This window comes from Acinetobacter bereziniae (genome assembly GCF_016576965.1).
Classification (GTDB): domain Bacteria; phylum Pseudomonadota; class Gammaproteobacteria; order Pseudomonadales; family Moraxellaceae; genus Acinetobacter; species Acinetobacter bereziniae.
The window spans coordinates 443,904-465,100 of sequence record NZ_CP066119.1; the positions used below are offsets into that span (position 1 = coordinate 443,904).

Sequence of the window (21,197 nt, forward strand, 5' to 3'; positions counted from 1 at the left end):
GTACTTGGTTTTAGTTATTTTATATTTTTGATAAATATAAGAAAATATTAAATTTTACAAATTTTCAATGACAGTTTTTTGACTTTTGAGTATAATCTAAACACATTTGTTAATAATAATTAAATCATTCTAATGAATAGTTTAGTCAATAGTATTTATAAAGTATTGGATCAATTAGGATTAACCGCTCAAAAAAGAGCTTTGCATATTCAGTTTAGCAATCCTGATTTGACCGCCCAAGTGTTCTTGCAACGCATTGATGGACAACATGCCATCAATCAAGGCGTGTCTGCGGAACTGATCTGTCTTGCAACATCTGCAAATATTCCACTCAAACAATTTATCGGTTGCCAAGCTGCAATCGACCAAGTCACCGACCGAGGACAACTGTTCCGTACCACAGGCATCATTACCAAAGCTGCACAGGGACAAAGTGATGGTGCACTGACGGTCTATAAGCTCAAACTTGAAGATGCAACGTCACTGTGGCATAAACGCCGTAATAGCAGAGTGTTTCTGAATAAGTCGGTGATTCAAGTTATTGAAATACTTCATAAAGAGTGGCAGCAAAGAAGTCCGCTGTTTGCTGCTAGTTTGAGTTTAGATAAAACTGGTCTAAGCAAAGACTACGATGTTCGTCCATTAATTATACAGATGAACGAAAGCGACCACGATCTACTTACTCGTTTGATGAGAAGTGAAAATTTAAGCTGGTTGATTGATGAAGCAGAACTCAATGTTGCCAACATTTCAGCACCGATCCAAGCCCAAAAACTACGTTTAATTGATGACAACAGCCAATACACTGCGCTAGAACGCAGAAGCATCCGCTTTCACCGCAGCTCCGCGGTAGAACAACAAGACACGATTACATCATTTACAGGTATACGTTCACTCCAACCGACTTCAGTACATATTCACCGTTGGCAAGCCGATATTCTTGAAACCGAAGAAGGTGCTGGCAATGTACAAAGCAAACATCAGCACAGTGACCAGTACGACAATGCTAGTCTAGGCTTAGAACAAGTATGGCACTTTAGCCCTGCATGGATACCTGACTTGAATGGGGAAGATGGTGCAACGGCATCAGGCAACAGTCAGATCGAACGCTTTAACCAAAACCTTAGCAACTACTACGATGCCCAAGCCAAACAATTCACGGCAATATCGACGGTACGAGATGCACAGGTCGGCTATTACCTTGAGCTAAAAGGGCATCCTCAAATCGATCAAAAAGATTCTGCCGATCAGCAGTTTTTGATCATCTCCAAAAACTTTTATAACCAAAATAATTTACCCAAAGACCTCAACGAACAAATCAATCGTTTAGTTGAACACAGCCATTGGCAGCTCACCAGTATCCCCACAAACAACAGTGAAGAACGCCAAGCCAATCAGCTGATCTTACAACGCAGAAACATCAGTACGGCACCAGAATACAACCCACTCAAACACCGTCCAGTGGCGTATCCACAACGCGCCAAAGTGGTTGGTCCGAGTGGAGAAGAAATCCATGTGGATGAATGGGGACGTATCAAGGTTCGCTTCCTCTTTACCCGCAATGAAGACCATAGCCATGATGGTGGTGCAGGCTCGAATGACAATGATACCGACTCAGCTTGGGTTGATGTCTTGACACCATGGGCAGGCGAAGGTTATGGGGCACGTTTCTTACCAAGGATTGGGGAGATTGTTGTCATCGACTTCTTTGATGGCAACATTGACAGACCATTCGTGGTGGGTCGAATCCATGAAGCGCAACGCAGTCCGAGCAAGTTTGATGACCAAGGCAAGTTGCCCGATACCAAGAAATTGGCAGGGATTAAAAGCAAGGAATATCAGGGCAGTGGCTATAACCAACTGAGATTTGATGATACCACCAACCAGATCAGCAGTCAGTTACACAGCAGTCATGGCGCAACGCAACTCAATCTTGGCAACCTCAGTCATCCAAAAGAGACAGATAGCAGCGAAGGTCGAGGAGAAGGCTTTGAGCTAAGAACGGATCAATGGGGTGCGGTACGTGCAGGTCAAGGCTTACTGCTGAGTACGCATGCACAAGATGGGGCATCAGGTAATCATCTAGATACAACCGAAGCCAAAAGTCAGCTAGAAAGTAGCCTGAACAATGCCAAAGCCTTAAGTGAAGTTGCCAAGAATCAACAGACTGATCCTTTAGAAAATCTAGATTATTTGAAATCATTTATTTCGGATTTGGAAAAAGATCAGTCTGATGAATCCAAGAATCAAGCCGATGCATTTAAACAAGCCTTGATGGTTTTAGCCTCGCCGAATTCAATTGGCTTGTCGAGCAATGAAGACATTCATGTCTCTGCGGATAAGCAAATTAGCCTTAGTGCAGGGGATAGCGTCAATCTGAGTACGCAAAAGAATTTCTTGGTGCATGCACAAAACAAGATCAGTATGTTTGCAGCACAAGAAGGTGCAAGGCTTTATGCAGCAAAAGGTAAAGTGGAGATTCAAGCCCAAGGGGATGGTGCAGATTTGATTGCCCGTAAAGGCATTCAGATTATTTCGACTGAAGATCGTATTGAGATTAAAGCCAGTAAGAAAATTGTGTTAATTGCTGATACTACTCAAATTGAGATTGGTGGTGCAGGTGTTTTGCCAACCACACCAGGTCTGTTTGAAGTTAAAGCTGGACAACATAAGTTTTTGGGACCACAAGAAATTGCTGTGGGTTTTGATAAGTTACCAATAAGTTCTATTTTTGATGATAAATTTCAATTATTAGATCCACTAGGAAAAAAACTTGCAGATTTAGATTACAAAATAACGAATACTACCTCTAATGAGCAATTTTTAGGGAAAAGTGATAAAAATGGTTTCACTAAAAGATTGGGTACAGTATCAAGTCAAAAATTAAAGATTGAATTTAATTACGAAGATTTAATAGTTAATGAAATAGAAGATAAAGAGGAACAAAAATGACGATATTGCAAGAAACAGATACAAATGAAATATGTAATAGTAATTGTATTACTAAAGTTGATTGTAAAAATATGTGGTCATTAGTTCAATACTCATCATATATGGCTTTAACAAGTTATAAAAGCTTAGAAGTTATAAAGAAAGTTGTTCATGGGGGAGAGGTTAAGAGAGAATTTTTATATAAAGGAAGTGATGATCAAAAAAGAGTAAAATTAATTTCTAGTCAATATGCGAAAATGTATTTAGAAAAAAATAAAATAGGTAATGTTAAGTATAAAGGGCGATTTTATTGGATGGCTTTAGGAGCGATTGCAGCAAAACAAGTTTATTGTGGAATTTTAGCATTAGATGATTTTGTTTCAAAAATTGGAGGTGGTGTTATTCTTGATGGAGCCAATAAAGTTTTAGATAAAATAGATATAAGTGATAGACGTTTTATAGCGACTGGTGGGATCACAAAATCAGATTTTGATTATATGAGATATTGTATGTTAAAGGGTAATCTTTGGCTTTATTTAGATATATATCCTTATCATGAGTATTATTGTAGATTTTCTAATACATTTAATGACTGTTTATCAAAAAGAGATGGTAACACTTATGATACTAAAGTAGCAAATGATATGCATAAAATTCCATATAATGAAGCATATAATAAATTAGAAAAATTTAAATACTCAGATAATATTTTGAATAATTTGAAAGAAGCTTTTCAATATGTAAAAATTTTTGAAACTGAAAAAATAATCCAAAAGAAACAAGATGCTCAGTTTAATAATTTAATGACAATTGCTGTTCATGAACAACATATTGTTTTAGAAAAAAGTTTTTATTCTCCGAATGGACAACCTGATCAGAGATTAAAAGATATCTTTGATAAACAGTCTAAGCTTGAAAGTAATCATCCATACTATACACAATTTGGAGCTTTAATTGCAGACGTTCAAAATAGGCAGGCAGTATTTACAAATTCATGTACATTGCCAATAGGATTAAATGGATTATCTGATAAAGATAAGTTTTTTGAAGATATGCTAAAAAACGAAAGGCTATATATAGTTAAAGAAAGAATGAAATTTATTACACGCATTGCTGAAGATTTTCATTATGTTATGAAAAAATATCCTGGTTATATGGAAAATTGTTTAGCCAGATTAGCTGAAGGTGATATAACTGAAAAATTGCCAATAATTTAAGTCGGGAATCATAATGAATTCAAATCAAATCATTCAAGTCTTGGTAATTGCACTAATATTCAGTTTGGCAGCATGTAATTCATCCTCAGAGACAATGAGTAAACAGGAAGAAAAGAAAATGAATGAATCTGATTATATTATTAGTTTTATTGTTGGAGATTCTAGAGAAAATTTAATTAGTAATAATGCTAAATTTTTTTCACAATATAGTTCAGGTGCAAGTGTAGGTTTTATAAGACCAAATTTAGATACTAACCAAGAAAGAAAGCTTAAGTTAAATTTAAAAGATGGATATGACCATACAGTTTTAGTTTTCAATCATTTAGAAAATTTAGTTTTTGTATCAGATGCTAACTATCCAAAGCAAGGAATTACTGATATAGGTTTTGATATGAGTAATATAGAGGCCAAAAAAATTAATGAAAAAAGTAGTTATCTTGCTTATGAGGGAATTGTAAAGCAATTGAATAAAAATGGTTGGAAAGTCTTTTACTTCGAGTCTGAGCCAAGAATATTTGGAAAGCAATCATTTGAAGCGAATAATAAAATACCTAACTATCTCGGGAGTTTGGATGGTTTTTATTTAGATAGTGAAGAAAAATGGGAGAAGTATTCGAGTGATTTAAAACGTCAACCTCTTCGATTTTATAAAAACAATGTCATCTTAACGATAAATTTTCGTGAATCTATTGATGATGTGAAAATTCATTTGGATTTCGTTACTTTCTTTTCTCATTATTTTTACCAATATGATGAGAAAATTAGAGATAAAGATTGGAACACATTACTGTCTAATGATTTAAATAAATGGAAGATTGAAAGAGATAGATCTGAGAATAAAATGCAAAAGCTTGGTTACAGCATCAACAAAGATTATCAAAATCCTAACGTTTTTAAATTTTTGAATGTTCATTAGTTATATTTCTTGTTTATATCATGCTTTTAATTAATTGATTCTTACGATACATTAAATGTTGATCTATAAATAATATGAAATAATAAACCCGCCGAAGCGGGTTTATTGATTTACATATTTGGATAGTTAGGACCACCACCACCCTCAGGTGTTACCCATGTGATGTTCTGAGAAGGGTCTTTAATATCACACGTCTTACAGTGAACGCAGTTTGCTGCATTAATCTGGAAGCGCTTAGAACCATCATCATTTTCCATGATTTCATATACACCAGCAGGGCAGTAACGCTGAGCAGGCTCATCCCATTTTGGTAAGTTGACATTCACAGGAATCGTTGGGTCAGTCAGTTTTAAATGTGCTGGCTGATTCTCTTCATGTACCGTGTTAGAAACGAATACAGAAGACAAACGGTCAAAAGTCAATTTACCATCTGGCTTTGGATAGTTCGGTTTAAAGGTAGAAGCATCTACAGTTTTCAATGCACTAAAGTCAGGCACAAGATCATGTAAAGTAAATGGAACTTTAAAGATATTTTGGTCGATAAAGTTAAATGCACCACCCATCCATAAACCAAATTTATGCATTGCAGGGCCAAAGTTACGAGAACGATGTAACTCTTCTTTTAACCAACTGTTGTTGAATTTGTCTGTATATGCCGTCAACTCTTTCGCAAAGAAGTCTTCACCCTCAGTCACACGAGCAATGGCTAAATCACCACCTTTTGCATGACCTGCTTGGATTGCTTCAAATACAGCCTCACCACACAACATCCCCGATTTCATCGCAGTATGAGAGCCTTTGATTTTAGCAAAGTTTAAGAAACCCGCATCATCACCAATCAGGCATCCACCCGGGAAAGTCAATTTTGGCAGTGAGTTTAGACCACCTTTTACAACAGCACGTGCGCCATAAGAAATACGTTTACCACCCTCAAGATATTGCTTGATTAGTGGGTGTGTTTTCCAACGTTGCATTTCAGCAAATGGATACATATGTGGATTTTCATAAGATAAATCGACAATCATACCCAAAGTCACTTGGTTGTTTTCAGCGTGATATAACCACCAACCACCTGAAGAACCAGTTTCAGCAAGTGGCCAACCTGAACCATGCATCACCAAACCTGGTTTATGTTTTGCAGGGTCGATTTCCCAAAGCTCTTTAATCCCGATACCATAATGTTGCGGATCGGCATCTTGATCTAAGTTGTATTTTGCAATTAAACGCTTACCGAGATGTCCACGGCAACCTTCTGCAAAAATCGTATATTTGGCATGAAGTTCATAACCAGGCGTAAAGTTATGCGTCGGTTCACCATCTTTACCAACGCCCATATCACCAGTTTGAATCCCTTTTACAGAACCATCTTCATGATAAAGAACTTCTGAAGCAGCAAAGCCCGGGAAAATAGAAACTTCTAATTCCTCAGCCTTTTGACCCAACCAACGAACAACATTACCCAATGAAATGACATAGTTGCCATCGTTGTGCATGGTTTTAGGAACCATCCAATGCGGTGCTTCTTGAGACTTTTCAGCAGACATGAGGAAATAAGTCTTGTCCTCAGTCACAGGCACATTTAAAGGTGCACCTTGTTCTTTCCAGTCAGGGAAAAGTTCATTGATTGCACGAGGTTCAAGTACAGCACCAGAAAGGATATGCGCACCAACTTCAGAGCCTTTTTCAACCACACAGACAGAAAGGTCTGAAAGGTTGTTTTCAATAGCCAATTGACGAATTTTAATCGCAGCAGAAAGACCCGCAGGACCTGCGCCTACGATCACTACGTCAAACTCCATCGATTCGCGTTCGATGTGTTCCATGTAGGACTCCTCATATTTCTAAGGGTGGCAACCGTGAGCATTTATTGGGAATTAATAAATCGGTGCTGCCATGAGTGTTCTAAAAATTCCGAGATACGAATTAACGCTCGTACCAATAATATATTTTGCGCTAGTATAGTTATAAACCTCAATCTAGCCAATTGGCTGAGTCGTATTATTTTTTAGTCAGCAAGGCATAAACCATGGTAAATCAAAATAATTCAACATCAGCGGCTCAAAATCAGCCTGATTCTGATAATAAAAACTTAATGTCTATTACACAATACTTAAAAGGTGTACAGGCGGGTCACAAAAGGTCAATACCCCCTTTAGAGCAGTGGCAACCAAAGCATTGTGGCAAAATGGATTTGAAGGTAAAAGCCAATGGAGAATGGTGGCACGAAGGTCAATTGATTAAGCGTCAAGCGCTGTTGGACCTGTTTACAAAAGTGCTTTGGAAGGAACAAGGGAAATTCTACTTAAAAACGCCTGTTGAGCAGATTGAAATCGAGGTTGAAGATGAGCCTTTATTGGTTAATCAGGTTGATCAAGTCGAGATCGACGGACAGACTTATTTACAGGTCACTACCACCAATCAAGACATCTGTTTGGTGGATAAAGAACATGCTATTTTTATGCGCGAATATCAAGGTGAGTTAAGACCATACGTGCATATCCGTTTTGGGATAAATGCGTTAATTCAACGCAATGCTTTTTTTCATTTAATTGAATACGGAACCTTACTTGAAAATGAGCAAGGAGATACCATTTTGTCTTTACAAAGTGGTGATTTGCACTTGCAATTAGGCACTTGAGGTTTAAGCTAGTTAATTATTTTCAATACCTATCCATAGTGGATCAAATGAGCGCTATTCTTCCCCTGTATCCTTTAGAAAATCCCATGCCAAAAGCTTTGGCAAATGCGCCTATTGGGATTTTTGATTCAGGAATTGGCGGGCTTTCAATTGCACAAGAGATTGCCAATTATTTGCCAAATGAACGTATTGTTTATTATGCAGATACCGCACATGTTCCATACGGTCCACGAACAGATCAGAATATTCGAGAGTTAACAGCACAAGCGATTGAGTGGCTGTATCGCCAAGGCTGTAAGATTGCTGTTGTCGCTTGTAATACTGCATCTGCTTTTAGTCTGGATTATTTGCGTGAGCATTATGGTGAAAACTTTCCTATTGTCGGTTTGGTTCCTGCATTAAAACCTGCGGTTTTACAAAGCCAATCTAAAGTGGTTTCAGTGTTGGCAACACCTGCAACTTTTCGTGGGCAACTGATCAAAGATGTTATCCAACGCTTTGCTGAGCCTGCCCAAGTCGAGGTACTCACCATTACTAATTTAGACCTAGTTCCGCTGGTCGAATCTGGACGCTATAACACGCTGGAGTGTAAACAAAGTTTGCAGAAGGTTTTGGATCCTGCTGTTGCAAAAGGTGCAGATTACTTGGTTCTGGGATGTACACATTACCCGTATTTAAAGCAAAGTATTCAAGAGCTTTATGGTGCTAAATTGAGCTTAATCGATTCAGGTCTGGCAGTTGCACGACAAACGGCGCGTATATTATTGAAAAATGAGTTAATATCGACTGATTTGCAAGAGAGTGGCGTGCGGTTGCGATGTTTTGTGAGCGGGCAAAATGCAAAAGAATTAGAAAGCGTCCTCAAGCATCTCATACAACCTGAAATTACATGGTCTATCGAAAATATTGTTGAAAAACTCGGCTAATTCTTTCAATATTGGAAAGATTTAATATTTTTAATAAGTGTAGGGCATATTCTACTTAAAGCTCAAGGATGGATTTAAGTTGAGTATGACAAGAATGGGTTAACCTATGCTCGATAAACGTTATCAAGTTTTTATTACAACATCTGGCAAAGAAATGCAGCCAGAACGTATGGTTGTGTCTCAAACATTGATTGGGATGGGGTTCTTTTCTTGGGGATTAGAACAGCGTACACCGTTAAGTACCGCTTTTGCACGTCGTCAGATTGATGATTGTGATTATGTGTTATTGCTGTTGGGGAGCCAATATGGTGAGCAGTCTGTTTCAGGAGTGAGTTATTTACATCTTGAATATATTTATGCAGTGACCAAACAAAAGCCAATTATTGTGTTTATGCATGAAAATCCAGATTCTCGTGAGCCACATTTAAAAGAAGAAAGCGCGATATTAAAAGGCAAATTCAATGAATTTCGTCATCAGCTACAAAAAGAAGTTGAGCAGGTTGTAACCTATCGCACCTTGCGAGATTTAGAGCTCGCAGTACGCTCTTACATGCCACAAATGCTTGAGCGTTATCCTGTTGTTGGTTGGGTAAGACCACAAAATATTCAGGTCTTGCAAGACGAAATTGATCGTTTAAAAGCAAAATTAGCACAGGTCTCAGTTGAACAAGGGCGTAAAGAAGCAGATCCATTTTTAACCTTACCAAAAGTTTCACTGCATGAAGTATTTAACTTCGATTACCGTATGCATGCTTATCAAGATGGTAATTTTAGGGAGCTTTCTCCAGCACGTGAAATGACTTGGGCAGAGTTATTAAAAATATTGTCTGTTGAATTCAGGAAACCAACACCTGAGGATTTTTTCTCTAAAGTGCTGAATGACTATTTAAATAATACAGGTCTGACAGATGCACAAGTAGTCATGCCTCGTGCGCATGCTGTATCTAGAGCACAGATCAATATACGTTCTTTACATACGATTAAACAACAAGTTCGTCAAAATGAATGGATTGTCCCTGTTGGGCGTGATGATCGTCAGCGTATGTTATGGCAAATGACCGATAAATGTGTCAAATTGCTGGAAAATTCACAACGTATCAGTCATCGTTCCTCTATTTTTTAAGGGTATACAGTGTGAATATACAGATAAAAATTCTGTTTATAGATTGACTCTGTTAAGCTGATATTTAGAGATCATGATATTGTGCAAACAGAGTAAAAATGTCTTTATCCAAACCTAAAGTCCTGATTATTATTGCCAATCTTGGCACACCAGACGCACCAACAGCTCCAGCGGTTCGGGCTTTTTTAAAGCAGTTTTTATCGGATCAGCGGGTTATTGAAATTCCCAAAATTTTGTGGGCAATTATTTTAAATGCTTTTGTTCTGCCGTTCCGACCTAAGCGTGTAGCGGAAGCCTATGCGCAGGTATGGTCGAATGACTCTCCAATGCGAGAAATTTTATTTAAACAGGTTCAACAACTTCAAAAGAAATTGAGCGTATTCAATACTGATTTTGATTTAACCATTGTTCCTGCAATGACCTATGGTCGACCAGGTATTGATCGTGTGTTAGATGAAGCTGAATCACAGCTTTATGATCACATTATTCTTTTTCCGCTATTTCCTCAGTACTCGGCAACATCTACCGCACCCTTATATGATGCAGTAGCAAAATGGCTGCTGAAACAACGAAATATTCCAGGTCTAAGCTTCATTCGTGATTATTATCAACACCCGTTATATATACAGGCTTTAGCCAATAGTGTCCGTGATTATCAACAACAGCACGGTCAAGCGGAAAAGTTATTAATGTCTTTTCATGGTATTCCGCAACCTTATGCAGATAAGGGTGATCCGTACGCAGATCGTTGTCGTGTGACTGCGCAAAAGGTTGCTCAGGCACTACAGTTAAGTGATGACCAATGGGCGATAAGTTTCCAGTCACGTTTTGGGAAACAGGAATGGGTCAAGCCTTATACGGATCAATTATTGCAAGCATGGGCAGAACAAGGTGTAGCATCTGTGCAAATCCTGAGTCCTGCATTTTCAGCAGATTGTTTAGAAACTTTAGAAGAGTTGGCAATTCAGAATGCTGAATTATTTTTGAAAGCAGGGGGTAAAGATTATGCTTATATCCCTGCATTGAATGATCGAGACGAACACATTGATCTATTGGGACTGCTGTTACAGACTCAATTAGAGGCACTCAAGTCACAGTTACAGGCTTAGCGTTTTTTGCAATGTCAACAGACGCTATTCTTTTAGGAAAATTATTATGTTACAAGTCAAAATTGTACCCGTAACGGCGTTTGCTCAAAACTGTTCGATTGTTTGGGACTCGGAAACTAAAGAAGCGGTACTGATTGATGCAGGTGGTGAGCCTGAAAAATTAAAACAAGAAGTTGAAGCGCTTGGCTTAACGGTAAAAGCGTTATGGTTAACGCATGGGCATTTGGATCATGCTGGTGCTGTGGGTGCATTGGTTAAAGCATGGAATGTACCTGTGATTGGTCCACATAAAGAAGACCAATTTTGGTTAGATATGATTCAAGAAGTGTCTGCTCGTTATGGCTTTCCTATTCCCGAGCCAGTTAAAGTTGATCAATGGCTTGAAGGTGGTGAAACTTTGAAATTAGGGCAGGAGGAATTTGAAGTTCGTTTTGCGCCTGGACATACCCCTGGTCATGTCATCTTTTACAATGCTAAATACGCTGTGCTGTGGACGGGTGATGTATTGTTTAAAGGTTCAATTGGGCGCACAGATTTTCCAAAAGGCAATCATCAACAATTACTCGATTCTATTCAGCGTGAATGTTTTAGCTTGCCTGATGAAACCCAATTTATTTCAGGGCATGGTCCTATGAGTACGATTGGGTTTGAGAAACAGCATAATCCATTCGTGGCAAGTAAAGCAGGGTAATTTTTTTGAAACTTGCCATCTAATAAAATACAGCTCAGTCAGTGTTGGATAATGCAATGAGTGAGCTAATGATCGTTCATTCTCAATTATTTATTCGATGGTAGTGTTAGCGTTTTATAAACGGATTGGTTGATCGATTTTGCGCCTCTAAAACAATCAAGAGAATTGAAGCTGCAAAGAGAATACCAATAATAATCAGTGATGCATCAAGTGCATAAATGCCTATCGTGGTAAAAAATACACATAAAATGGCTAAAATAGCAGTAAAAACTTTTAAACCTATATACATTTTGATACTCCAATTTAGTTTCAATGAAACTTTTTTTAATTTTTTATATGGAAAAGTGTGACATTTAGCACGCAATGATCATATAGCTAAGCGTGTGTTAAAAAATAGGCGTTTATTGTGAAATATATATGTCTATTGTGTTTAAATTATAAAAAAACTGTTTAATCAGAGTAAGAAAGTTACACTGAATTAAAATATGGAACAAAAATTGTCTTAATTTTGGATTTTGATCTATCTCGTCGGACATGGCGAATAATTTTTACTCATTTTTAACGATAACGACTATCGAACAAAATATTAACTAAACAGGGTCTACAAGGATAGTATTTTTATTTAGAATAAAATTTGAACACTGTTGTGGTACTGATTAGGTGTTAATTTTTTAAATAAGAATTGAATTTGGAGAAAAATTTTATGCAATGGATAAAACCAGCTTTTACTGACTTACGAATTGGTTTTGAAGTTACCATGTACTTCGAAGCCCGTTAATTATTTTTACTTTCAAACCCAAATAAGCCCTAGCCTTGATCTGGGGCTTTGATCTTTATCATCATCAGATCTTACTGCTATGTATATTTATGTATTGGGTTCAGCCGCAGGTGGTGGATTTCCACAATGGAATTGCAATTGTGTTAATTGTGATGGTATCCGTAAAGGCACGATCCAAGCTACAGCTCGAACACAGTCCTCGATTGCCATTTCTGAAAATGGCACGGACTGGATTTTGTTAAACGCTTCGCCAGATATTCGCCAACAGTTATTTGATTTTAGGGCAGCTCAACCAGCGCGTAAATTACGTGATACTGGCATTACGAATGTCATTCTGATGGACAGTCAACTTGACCATACCTCAGGGCTTCTTAGTTTACGCGAAGGATGTCCAATCTCTGTATGGTGTACTGAAATGGTCTATCAAGACCTCAGTACAGGTTTTCCTGTATTTAATATATTGAAGCACTGGAATGGTGGACTGCAATATCGCCAGATTGACCCAAATCATGCTTTTCGAATAGATGGTTTTAAGCATTTGGAATTCATTCCTTTGCTGATTCAAAGTGCGGCTCCGCCATATTCACCTCATCGCCATGATCCGCATGAGGGTGACAATATTGCTTTAATTATTAAAGACCAAAAAACACAAAAGCAGTTGTTTTATGCGCCTGGTCTTGGAAAAGTTGATGACATGATTATGGCGACGATGAGGAACTCAGATTGTGTGATGATTGATGGGACACTATGGACAGATGATGAGATGCAAAAATGTGGTGTAGGCGTAAAAACTGGAAGAGAAATGGGACATCTGTACATTAGTGGTGAAGGTGGATCATTGTCTTATTTGAATCAGCTCTCAGATGTAAAAAAAATACTGATTCATATTAATAATACCAATCCAATTTTAAATGAGAACTCCATCCAATTTGCTGAACTTCAAGCAAATGGGGTAGAGGTTGCTTACGACGGAATGCACATTGAACTTTAATAAGATGCCCTATGAATCAAATACCAAAAGCGTTGACACTAGAAGAATTTAAACAAGCGATTATAGACAAAGGACAGTATTACCATATTTATCATCCGTTTCATGTCATGATGTCGGAAGGAAAGGCAAGCCAACAGCAAATTCAGGCGTGGGTTGCAAATCGTTTCTATTATCAAATTAATATTCCACTTAAAGATGCTGCGATCATGGCAAATTGTCCAGATCAACGGGTACGTCAGGAGTGGATTCAACGAATGATTGATCAAGATGGTACGTATCCCGATGGTGGGGGGCGAGAGGCTTGGTTATGTTTGGCAGAAGCTGTAGGTCTTCGACGTGAACAGGTAATTTCTGAAGAGCTCGTCCTCCCAGGGGTACGTTTTGCTGTAGATGCTTATGTCAACTTTGCACGCAGAGCGTCATGGCGGGAAGCTGCAAGTAGTTCATTAACTGAATTATTTGCACCTAAAATCCACCAATCGCGGTTAGACTCATGGCCAAAACATTATCCCTGGATTGATGATCAGGGGTATCAATATTTTCGCTCTCGATTAAGTCAAGCTCGACGAGATGTTGAGCATGGTTTGACGATTACACTGGATTCCTTCACCAGTTATGAGCAACAGCAACGAATGTTAGAAATACTACAGTTTAAACTTGATGTTTTATGGAGCATTTTAGATGCTTTAACTTTGGCTTATATACATCATGAAGCGCCTTATCATACTGTGACTAAACAACGAGTTTGGCATAAAGGATTATTTAGATGAACAATAAAGCACTTGATCAAAATCTTATTCCTATTTGGCGACCTGGCTACCGTTTTCAGTTTGAACCTGCGCAAAATAGTTTTGTTATTTTATATCCTGAAGGCATGATCAAGTTAAATGAAAGCGCTGGTGCGATTGGGCAATGTATTGATGGGATAAATAGTATTTTAGATATTATTACTTATTTAAAACAACAATTTGGAGATATTGCTGAAATAGACAATGATGTTTTTGATTACATGTTAGTTGCTCAACAACAATATTGGATTGATTTTAAATGACAACCGATATTGGACTACCGTTATGGTTACTTGCAGAGTTAACCTATCGTTGTCCATTACAATGTCCATATTGTTCCAATCCTTTAGACTATACACAACATAAAAATGAGTTAACGACCCAACAGTGGTGTGATGTTTTTGATCAAGCTCGCCAGCTTGGTGCTGTGCAGTTAGGCTTTTCTGGTGGAGAGCCTTTGGTTCGTCGAGATTTAGAGCAGTTAGTTGCACATGCACATCAACAAGGTTTTTATACCAATCTTATCACTTCGGGTATGGGGTTGACGGAACAAAGAGTAAGCTGTTTAAAACAAGCAGGTCTTGATCATATACAAGTGAGTTTTCAGGCAAGCGATCCGTTGGTAAATGATGCATTGGCGGGTTCGAAATATGCCTTTGAACAAAAATACAATATGTGCCGTATTATTAAAAAATATGAATATCCAATGGTGCTTAATTTTGTCATTCATCGACATAATATTGATCAGATTGAACAAATCATTGAGCTTTGTCTTGAATTGAATGCGGACACTGTCGAGTTAGCAATTTGTCAGTTTTATGGATGGGCTTTTTTAAATCGTCAGTATTTATTACCTACTCAAACGCAGTTAATACGTGCTGAGCGCATTACCAATGCTTATCGAGAAAAATTACGTCTGCAAAAGCGTCCTTGTAAGCTTATTTTTGTGGTACCTGACTATTATGAAGAGCGTCCAAAGGCATGTATGAATAGTTGGGGGAAAATATTCTTAACGATAGCGCCTGATGGCATGGCACTGCCATGTCATGCGGCTCGTCAATTACCGATGACTTTTCCGAATGTCCGTCAACAATCTTTAGCAAAAATTTGGTATGAATCTAAGGCTTTTAACCAATATCGTGGAGATGCTTGGATGCCTGAAGGTTGTCGTACATGTCCTGATAAAGACCGTGACTTTGGTGGCTGTCGCTGCCAAGCTTATATGTTAACGGGCAATGCATCTAATGCTGATCCAGTCTGTGCTAAATCGCCATATCATCATTTGATTGAACAAGCACGAGCAGAAACTGAACAAGCTGTTTCCCTCAGTAATTTAATTTTTCGCAATAGTAAAAATTCTAAACGAATGAATAATCACATTTCTGTTCTAAACATTTCAAATGGATAATTTTAGCGAGATGTGCAGTATGCGCCACGATGTTATTCCAATTTTCGATGGTCATAATGATGTTTTAACAAGGCTGTGGTTATCTAATGATCATGATCCTGTCGATGCTTTTATCCATCAAGGATTGCCTGGGCATCTTGATTTCAAACGCTGTCAGAAAGCAGGTTTTGCAGGTGGGTTTTTTGCTATTTTTCTACCGCCATTTGATTATGTAAAGCAACATCATCCTAATAAACTATTCGATCAAAGCATTGATGAGTTTACCCAACAACAGATTGAACAGATTTGTTTGCAGCAGCTTGATTTAGCTCAACAGTTGACTAGACGTTCGCACAATATTCAAATCTGTACATCTGTTGAAGACATTGAATTTTGTATCACTGAAAAAAAGTTGAGTATTGTCCTTCATATGGAGGGGGCAGAAGCTTTACAACAAGATCCTAAACTATTGGATGTCTTATATGATGCAGGGCTGCGTAGTATAGGACCACTATGGAATAGACCAAGTCTGTTTGGACATGGTTTAAATGCTAAATTTCCTCATTCTCCAAATACAGGTCCCGGTCTTACAGTTGAGGGTAAAGCTTTAATTGCACGTTGTGCGGATAAAAAGATGCTCGTTGATGTCTCACATATGAATGAGCGTGCTTTTTGGGATACAGCAGAGATTTTAGCGCAACCGATTGTTGCAACTCACTCCAATGCTTATGGATTATGCCCACAAGCACGAAATTTAACGGATACTCAATTGAAGGCAATACGCGATAGTCAAGGTATGGTTGGAGTAAATTTTGATGTGGCATTTTTACGCCCAGACGGACAGCGCAATGCCGATACGGCCATCAATATTATTTTAGATCATTTGGAATATATGATGCGCTACTTAGGTGAAGAACATGTCGGCTTTGGTTCTGATTTTGATGGTGCACTGATTAGTAATGAACTCAAAGATATTATGGGAGTTTCGAAACTCATCAGTGCAATGCGACAACGCAGTTATTCAGATCAATTGATTGAACAAATATGCTTTAAAAATTGGCTTAAGGTACTTAAACGAATTTGGGCAGCCACATGATTGATTAATCTTCATAATCATCTTCATGTCGTTTTTGATCCATTTGAGGCGCATCTTGAGTAGGAAGTTTATATTCATCATTCGCCCAGGCACCGAGGTCAATCAATTTGCATCGGTCAGAACAAAATGGGCGAAATTCATTTGCTTCCCATGTTGAAGGTTCACCACATCGTGGACAAGGAAATGTTTTAGCCATACAGAAACTCTCATTTAGAAAAGCAAAACCTGCAAAGAATTGTTAAACTTGCAGCGATTTTTCTTAGTTTGATCTGATTATGCCGATTCGTCAATTTCAAGCACAGCGTATGCATGCTCCCCGTGATTTTCAATGTATTGAAAATACTCCTATTTGTGTGGAAATTGGGGCAGGGAAAGGCAAACATGCATTGTTGTTTTCAGGACAACATCCAGACTTGAGCCTGATTGCAATCGAGCGCACACGTGAAAAATTTGTGGCGATGCAAAAACAGCATCAATTAGAAGGGCAAACCAATTTAACACCAATTCATGCCGATGCATTGCCATGGGTTGTACATGCATTGTACCCAGCACAGGTGCAACAGTTGTTTATTCTCTATCCAAATCCTGAACCGCATAATCCAGCACAACGCTGGTTAAATATGCCTTTTTTTGAGTTTTTGATTTCTAGGCTACAGCCAAATGGCAGCATTACATTGGCCAGTAATATTCCCGAATATATCGCGGAAGCAGAGCAACAGTTACAAGACGTTTGGAAACTTCCTTACGAGAAACAAATTATTGCATCAGATTCAGCACGAACACATTTTGAAATTAAATACTTAGAACGTGGTGAGTTGTGTCAGCAATTGATTATTCGTAAGCCTGAGCATTATTTAACTCGTTTTGATGATATGCAACCTCGTCATGGGCAGGCAGCCGAGACATCATCCGAGCAAGCACATGTCGATTAAGAGAGTTGCAATTGTTGGTGCAGGTCCTGCAGGTTTAATGGCGGCAGATGTTTTAAGCCAATATAAAAATTATGAGATTCATGTTTTTGAACAAAAGCCATCGGCAGCACGTAAGTTTTTGATGGCGGGAAAAACGGGACTGAATATCTCACATGCTGAAACCTTTGAGCAATTTATTCAACGTTATGATCAAGTGGAATGGTTGAGACCTTGGATTGAAAAGTGGGATGCTGCTTGGATTCAAAAGTGGATGCAAAGTTTAGGCATTGAATCTTATGTAGGCAGTTCTGGGCGGATTTTTCCTGTAGAAATGAAAGCTGCACCACTGTTAAGAGCATGGTTGAAGCATTTAGTTGAGCAACAGGTTAAGTTTCATTATCGTCATCAAGTTACTGACCTGAAACATCAGCAACTCAAGATGATTGATTTAAAAAGTAATCAAATCAATGAGCAGAAATTTGATGCGATTATTTTGGCATGTGGTGCTGTGTCATGGTCTCGTTTAGGCAGTGATGGCGCATGGCAAAAATGGTTGTCCTCATCTGAAATTGAAACTTTTCAACCCAGTAATGCGGGCGTAGTTTATCCATGGTCAGACTATATGCAGTCTGTTTTTGGTCAGCCTTTAAAGCGCGTAGATGCTTGGGTTGAGCCTTCGGTTAAAACTCAAGGTGATATCGTTATTACCCATTATGGCTTGGAAAGTGGGCTCATCTATAAGCAAGGACGCTCATTGCGTCAACTGATTCAACAAAGTCAACCACTCGTCATGTATCTGGATTTGTTACCCGATCAATCTATTCAGCAATTGGTACAAAAATTACAGCCATCTAAAAAGCAGTCGACTGCCAATATTTGGCGTAAAGCAGGCTTAGACACAGCAAAATCAAGTTTGCTACGTGAATTGGTTGATAAAGCGCTTTGGAATGATCCAGAACAGTTGGCGCAACAGATTAAACACCTCAAAATCGAATTACAGGGATTCCGCCCTATCGAAGAGGCGATTAGTTGTGCAGGTGGTGTCAAAGAACAAGCATTGACTCAGGATTTACAACTCAAATCTCATCTTTCGGTGTTTTGTTGTGGTGAAATGCTGGATTGGGATGCACCGACAGGTGGATATTTATTGACGGCTTGTTTTGCTACTGGTCGAGCGGCAGGTGAAGGCGTGCATCAATATCTTTCTGACCTGTTATAAAAAAGGATTTATTTCCGCTAAAAGTAGATATTTTGTGCTAACTTGATGGAGTAACTAATCATTTTGCACATGGTGAGATTTTCAAAAATGTCTGCTGAAAAATTATATACAGGAAGTTGTTTGTGTGGAGGGATTCATTATGAGGTTCATGGTGAAGTAGGTCCAGTCATCCAATGTCATTGTAAACGTTGCCGAAAAGCAAATGGTACGGCATTTGCGACCAATGCACCCATTCAAAAAGCAGACTTTAAAATCGTAAAGGGTGAGTCGTTGCTAAAACAGTTTGCATCAACCGAGACTACCACGCGATGTTTTTGTCAGGAGTGTGGCTCGCCGATTATCAGCATCAAAGCTGAAGCTCCAGAGACCTATCGTTTAAGAATTGGAACACTCGACACGGCATTGGAACATCAACCCACCATGCATATTTATGCAGCCTATAAAGCAGAGTGGGATCATATTTGTGATGGTTTGCCACAATATGATGAGCGACCATAAGCGCAGAATAAAGGGATCAATTTGATCCCTTTATTGTTTTAATTGCGATATGTAGCTTGAGCCAATTCATTGATGTTTACAATGATGATAGATATTATTTCGCAGTTAAAGCTACACCCTCAAATTGAATGCCATCCCAACCATTTTGCATAAATTGACGAATATTTTGATGATCTGACGCATCTGGAGTCGCCAAAACAGAAGCATAGTGTTCTGCGAACAAGTTCAAGGTTTGCTGTTGGTCGAGTTGATTTAGCTGAGCAAAAGAAAAAACTTTAGCACTGCCTTGGTTTTCTGTTGCTGCATTATGTTGTTGACCATTTTGAAATGCGGTTGGGGTATGTGTATAACGCGCTTCAATATGTTGAATAACATCGGCAAATTTTGCTTTGCCAGTTTGAAGTTGTTGCAATAAATCTTGAACCATGATTTGAGAATTCCATATTCAGTCGTGCACATAGCATAACCTATCGTTCATAGATCAGTAATGTTCTCATGTGTTTTGCCAGATAAATTATTTTTTAACGGTATTTGTTAGAATCAAATGCTTGAAGGGAACAGTCATCGTGTCTTATGAACCGACATCGTCTTAAAAAACAAACTGCAGGCGTTACTTTAAAACTCATTGCATTTTTTGCGCAATGCTCATTTTTACTTCGTTTACGCCGTATCTTGATGCGTTTTATTCCCTTTTTGCAGTTACAAAGTCAGGTAAAAAATATTGTTTATTTGTCGTGGTTGGTGGATATAGAAAAAGTCCGTTCACGCTATCCGAGTCATGTTCAATTGTGGGAAAAACAAGGTAAAACGATTTTTAGTATTTTGACTTACCAACACCAGCATTTTGGCTTTTCTTTTTTAGGTCGTTTACGTCAGCTCATGCCATCACCTCGACAAAGCAATTGGCGTTTTTATATTGCACCTGAGCAACAAGACAAAACGGTGATTTTTGAACAGGTCATGATTGATCAGAAACTGTATGTACTCAGTGGGCGTTTAACAAGTGATGCGATGCGTGCACAATATGCCTTGCAATTTGTCCATGAAAGACAAGATGATATTATTCAGACACAGATTGAGCTAGATGCACTTTATCGACTTTCCAGCGCAGTTAAGATCAAAACAGATCAGCAACTCCCTCAAGCTTGGCACCCTTTGTTTCCTTCATGGAAAGACGCTATTGCCTATCTTGTGGATCAAGATCATGCTTGGGTGGAATGGGTTGATCAGCCTGAACATTTGTCACAAGGTGATATTGAAATGCCTTTTGATTTTAATCAAATTCAAGCAGCACAGGTGCTAAATATTGATTGTCCATTACTACAACAGTGGGAAGTTCGGGAACAAGATGTCTTTGCATTTGTGGTTCCTGCATTGAACTTTTATGTAAAAAATGAGACACCACTCGATTAGATTGCTTACTATTGTTGTGTAAAATTGTGGATAACTATTGGGTTATACACAAACAAAGTGGCATTGCGTCGTTAGTGTTAAAAGAATTGATTTAAAGAAGATTGAAGGACGTTAGAACATGAATTGGCTATTGGTCGCATGTGGTGGAGCAATTGGTGCAAGCTTACGTTATGGGGCTGGTTTTTTGATTTCTAAACCTCTCAGCCTTTTTCCTTGGGCAACATGGTCAATTAATATTTTAGGGTGTTTTCTGGCAGGAATTTTCTTTGCTTTTACCCTGCGTTATCCAATTCTACAACAAGAAACACGCTTGTTTTTCATGGTGGGAATCCTCGGTGGATTTACGACTTTTTCCAGTTTTGGCTTAGAAACTTTTCAACTCATTCGCCAAGGACACTTTCCTATTGCGCTGGCCTATACAGTTTCAAGTGTTATTGTCGGTGTCGTCTTTTTAGCGATTGGTTTTTATATTGTGCAAATGATTTTATCAACAAAATAATATAAATCTCTGTTGCACTTCATCAGAGAATCTAAGAATAAAAAAAAGCCTAAGTTTAGAGAGGTA

The 21,197-nt window shown here is 38.3% G+C and carries 23 protein-coding genes; 19 read left to right on the forward strand and 4 right to left on the reverse strand.

Annotation, left to right across the window (positions count from 1 at the left end):
* Positions 1-132: 132 nt before the first annotated feature.
* Genes I9192_RS01995 through I9192_RS02005 form a run of 3 tightly spaced genes read left to right on the forward strand, consistent with a single transcriptional unit; the run spans position 133 to position 5,064 of the window.
* Entirely contained in the window at positions 133-2,952 is a 2,820-nt protein-coding gene (locus I9192_RS01995; protein WP_005034236.1) for a type VI secretion system Vgr family protein, read from the forward strand.
* On the forward strand, positions 2,949-4,148 hold the full coding sequence (locus I9192_RS02000) for a DUF2515 family protein (RefSeq protein ID WP_005034235.1): 1,200 nt from the start codon (positions 2,949-2,951) through the stop codon (positions 4,146-4,148). The genes I9192_RS01995 and I9192_RS02000 overlap by 4 nt, the downstream gene beginning before the upstream one ends.
* Positions 4,149-4,161: 13 nt before the next feature.
* Entirely contained in the window at positions 4,162-5,064 is a 903-nt protein-coding gene (locus tag I9192_RS02005; protein WP_005034234.1) for a hypothetical protein, read from the forward strand.
* 110 nt (positions 5,065-5,174) lie between these two features.
* Here the strand turns inward: I9192_RS02005 and I9192_RS02010 are convergent, their stop codons facing one another.
* Positions 5,175-6,887, reverse strand: coding sequence for an electron transfer flavoprotein-ubiquinone oxidoreductase (locus tag I9192_RS02010; protein ID WP_139420418.1), 1,713 nt, complete (start codon positions 6,885-6,887; stop codon positions 5,175-5,177).
* A gap of 203 nt (positions 6,888-7,090) precedes the next feature.
* Here I9192_RS02010 and I9192_RS02015 point away from each other — a divergent pair, with 203 nt between their 5' ends.
* The 5 genes from I9192_RS02015 (at position 7,091) to I9192_RS02035 (ending at position 11,551) form a co-directional block, all read left to right on the forward strand.
* Positions 7,091-7,702, forward strand: coding sequence for a DUF1285 domain-containing protein (locus I9192_RS02015; protein WP_139420416.1), 612 nt, complete (start codon positions 7,091-7,093; stop codon positions 7,700-7,702).
* Between the two features lie 47 nt (positions 7,703-7,749).
* Positions 7,750-8,628, forward strand: a complete 879-nt coding sequence (gene murI, locus I9192_RS02020; RefSeq protein WP_200150080.1) for a glutamate racemase — start codon at positions 7,750-7,752, stop codon at positions 8,626-8,628.
* Between the two features lie 106 nt (positions 8,629-8,734).
* A complete protein-coding gene (locus I9192_RS02025) occupies positions 8,735-9,751 on the forward strand; it encodes a DUF4062 domain-containing protein (RefSeq protein WP_004825284.1) in 1,017 nt (338 codons plus the stop codon).
* 98 nt (positions 9,752-9,849) lie between these two features.
* Positions 9,850-10,860 (forward strand): ferrochelatase, encoded by a 1,011-nt coding sequence (gene hemH / locus I9192_RS02030; protein ID WP_200150081.1) that lies wholly within the window; start codon positions 9,850-9,852, stop codon positions 10,858-10,860.
* Between the two features lie 46 nt (positions 10,861-10,906).
* Positions 10,907-11,551 (forward strand): MBL fold metallo-hydrolase, encoded by a 645-nt coding sequence (locus tag I9192_RS02035; protein WP_004825281.1) that lies wholly within the window; start codon positions 10,907-10,909, stop codon positions 11,549-11,551.
* A gap of 106 nt (positions 11,552-11,657) precedes the next feature.
* On the opposite strand, the gene I9192_RS02040 is transcribed toward I9192_RS02035, so the two are convergent.
* Positions 11,658-11,840, reverse strand: coding sequence for a hypothetical protein (locus I9192_RS02040; protein ID WP_005034225.1), 183 nt, complete (start codon positions 11,838-11,840; stop codon positions 11,658-11,660).
* A gap of 414 nt (positions 11,841-12,254) precedes the next feature.
* Here I9192_RS02040 and pqqA point away from each other — a divergent pair, with 414 nt between their 5' ends.
* The 6 genes from pqqA to I9192_RS02070 all read left to right on the forward strand — a co-directional run bounded on the left by pqqA (position 12,255) and on the right by I9192_RS02070 (position 16,591).
* On the forward strand, positions 12,255-12,329 hold the full coding sequence (gene pqqA, locus I9192_RS02045) for a pyrroloquinoline quinone precursor peptide PqqA (RefSeq protein ID WP_009584944.1): 75 nt from the start codon (positions 12,255-12,257) through the stop codon (positions 12,327-12,329).
* 79 nt (positions 12,330-12,408) lie between these two features.
* Positions 12,409-13,320 carry a pyrroloquinoline quinone biosynthesis protein PqqB gene (pqqB, locus tag I9192_RS02050; protein WP_009584942.1) on the forward strand — a complete coding sequence of 304 codons (912 nt, stop codon included), beginning with the start codon at positions 12,409-12,411 and terminating at the stop codon, positions 13,318-13,320.
* Between the two features lie 11 nt (positions 13,321-13,331).
* Complete coding sequence (gene pqqC, locus I9192_RS02055) at positions 13,332-14,090, forward strand: pyrroloquinoline-quinone synthase PqqC (protein ID WP_005034221.1); 759 nt, start codon at positions 13,332-13,334, stop codon at positions 14,088-14,090.
* Positions 14,087-14,371 carry a pyrroloquinoline quinone biosynthesis peptide chaperone PqqD gene (gene pqqD, locus I9192_RS02060; protein ID WP_005034218.1) on the forward strand — a complete coding sequence of 95 codons (285 nt, stop codon included), beginning with the start codon at positions 14,087-14,089 and terminating at the stop codon, positions 14,369-14,371. Before pqqC ends, pqqD begins: the two co-directional genes overlap by 4 nt.
* The gene (gene pqqE / locus I9192_RS02065; protein WP_198260936.1) at positions 14,368-15,516 is read left to right on the forward strand and encodes a pyrroloquinoline quinone biosynthesis protein PqqE; all 1,149 of its coding nucleotides are present in this window, start codon (positions 14,368-14,370) and stop codon (positions 15,514-15,516) included. Before pqqD ends, pqqE begins: the two co-directional genes overlap by 4 nt.
* A gap of 19 nt (positions 15,517-15,535) precedes the next feature.
* Entirely contained in the window at positions 15,536-16,591 is a 1,056-nt protein-coding gene (locus I9192_RS02070) for a dipeptidase (RefSeq protein WP_200150082.1), read from the forward strand.
* Between the two features lie 4 nt (positions 16,592-16,595).
* Here the strand turns inward: I9192_RS02070 and I9192_RS02075 are convergent, their stop codons facing one another.
* Positions 16,596-16,787 carry a DNA gyrase inhibitor YacG gene (locus I9192_RS02075; RefSeq protein ID WP_005034213.1) on the reverse strand — a complete coding sequence of 64 codons (192 nt, stop codon included), beginning with the start codon at positions 16,785-16,787 and terminating at the stop codon, positions 16,596-16,598.
* Between the two features lie 73 nt (positions 16,788-16,860).
* Between I9192_RS02075 and I9192_RS02080 the strand changes: the two genes are divergently transcribed.
* The 3 genes from I9192_RS02080 (at position 16,861) to I9192_RS02090 (ending at position 19,219) form a co-directional block, all read left to right on the forward strand.
* On the forward strand, positions 16,861-17,523 hold the full coding sequence (locus I9192_RS02080) for a class I SAM-dependent methyltransferase (RefSeq protein WP_171064878.1): 663 nt from the start codon (positions 16,861-16,863) through the stop codon (positions 17,521-17,523).
* Complete coding sequence (locus I9192_RS02085) at positions 17,513-18,721, forward strand: TIGR03862 family flavoprotein (RefSeq protein ID WP_005034212.1); 1,209 nt, start codon at positions 17,513-17,515, stop codon at positions 18,719-18,721. Before I9192_RS02080 ends, I9192_RS02085 begins: the two co-directional genes overlap by 11 nt.
* 87 nt (positions 18,722-18,808) lie before the next feature.
* On the forward strand, positions 18,809-19,219 hold the full coding sequence (locus tag I9192_RS02090) for a GFA family protein (RefSeq protein WP_005034210.1): 411 nt from the start codon (positions 18,809-18,811) through the stop codon (positions 19,217-19,219).
* 94 nt (positions 19,220-19,313) lie between these two features.
* On the opposite strand, the gene I9192_RS02095 is transcribed toward I9192_RS02090, so the two are convergent.
* Positions 19,314-19,646, reverse strand: a complete 333-nt coding sequence (locus I9192_RS02095) for a HopJ type III effector protein (RefSeq protein WP_200150083.1) — start codon at positions 19,644-19,646, stop codon at positions 19,314-19,316.
* A 146-nt stretch (positions 19,647-19,792) separates the two neighbouring features.
* Here I9192_RS02095 and I9192_RS02100 point away from each other — a divergent pair, with 146 nt between their 5' ends.
* Positions 19,793-20,632, forward strand: a complete 840-nt coding sequence (locus I9192_RS02100; protein WP_200150084.1) for a DUF2071 domain-containing protein — start codon at positions 19,793-19,795, stop codon at positions 20,630-20,632.
* A gap of 118 nt (positions 20,633-20,750) precedes the next feature.
* The gene (crcB, locus tag I9192_RS02105; RefSeq protein ID WP_005034204.1) at positions 20,751-21,131 is read left to right on the forward strand and encodes a fluoride efflux transporter CrcB; all 381 of its coding nucleotides are present in this window, start codon (positions 20,751-20,753) and stop codon (positions 21,129-21,131) included.
* Positions 21,132-21,197 lie beyond the last annotated feature (66 nt).

Coding starts and splice junctions, on each gene's coding strand:
- I9192_RS01995 (WP_005034236.1), top strand. CDS start 133: ATGAATAGTTTAGTCAATAGTATTTATAAAGTATTGGATCAATTAGGA.
- I9192_RS02000 (WP_005034235.1), top strand. CDS start 2,949: ATGACGATATTGCAAGAAACAGATACAAATGAAATATGTAATAGTAAT.
- I9192_RS02005 (WP_005034234.1), top strand. CDS start 4,162: ATGAATTCAAATCAAATCATTCAAGTCTTGGTAATTGCACTAATATTC.
- I9192_RS02010 (WP_139420418.1), bottom strand. CDS start 6,887: ATGGAACACATCGAACGCGAATCGATGGAGTTTGACGTAGTGATCGTA.
- I9192_RS02015 (WP_139420416.1), top strand. CDS start 7,091: ATGGTAAATCAAAATAATTCAACATCAGCGGCTCAAAATCAGCCTGAT.
- murI (WP_200150080.1), top strand. CDS start 7,750: ATGAGCGCTATTCTTCCCCTGTATCCTTTAGAAAATCCCATGCCAAAA.
- I9192_RS02025 (WP_004825284.1), top strand. CDS start 8,735: ATGCTCGATAAACGTTATCAAGTTTTTATTACAACATCTGGCAAAGAA.
- hemH (WP_200150081.1), top strand. CDS start 9,850: ATGTCTTTATCCAAACCTAAAGTCCTGATTATTATTGCCAATCTTGGC.
- I9192_RS02035 (WP_004825281.1), top strand. CDS start 10,907: ATGTTACAAGTCAAAATTGTACCCGTAACGGCGTTTGCTCAAAACTGT.
- I9192_RS02040 (WP_005034225.1), bottom strand. CDS start 11,840: ATGTATATAGGTTTAAAAGTTTTTACTGCTATTTTAGCCATTTTATGT.
- pqqB (WP_009584942.1), top strand. CDS start 12,409: ATGTATATTTATGTATTGGGTTCAGCCGCAGGTGGTGGATTTCCACAA.
- pqqC (WP_005034221.1), top strand. CDS start 13,332: ATGAATCAAATACCAAAAGCGTTGACACTAGAAGAATTTAAACAAGCG.
- pqqD (WP_005034218.1), top strand. CDS start 14,087: ATGAACAATAAAGCACTTGATCAAAATCTTATTCCTATTTGGCGACCT.
- pqqE (WP_198260936.1), top strand. CDS start 14,368: ATGACAACCGATATTGGACTACCGTTATGGTTACTTGCAGAGTTAACC.
- I9192_RS02070 (WP_200150082.1), top strand. CDS start 15,536: ATGCGCCACGATGTTATTCCAATTTTCGATGGTCATAATGATGTTTTA.
- I9192_RS02075 (WP_005034213.1), bottom strand. CDS start 16,787: ATGGCTAAAACATTTCCTTGTCCACGATGTGGTGAACCTTCAACATGG.
- I9192_RS02085 (WP_005034212.1), top strand. CDS start 17,513: ATGTCGATTAAGAGAGTTGCAATTGTTGGTGCAGGTCCTGCAGGTTTA.
- I9192_RS02090 (WP_005034210.1), top strand. CDS start 18,809: ATGTCTGCTGAAAAATTATATACAGGAAGTTGTTTGTGTGGAGGGATT.
- I9192_RS02095 (WP_200150083.1), bottom strand. CDS start 19,646: ATGGTTCAAGATTTATTGCAACAACTTCAAACTGGCAAAGCAAAATTT.
- I9192_RS02100 (WP_200150084.1), top strand. CDS start 19,793: ATGAACCGACATCGTCTTAAAAAACAAACTGCAGGCGTTACTTTAAAA.
- crcB (WP_005034204.1), top strand. CDS start 20,751: ATGAATTGGCTATTGGTCGCATGTGGTGGAGCAATTGGTGCAAGCTTA.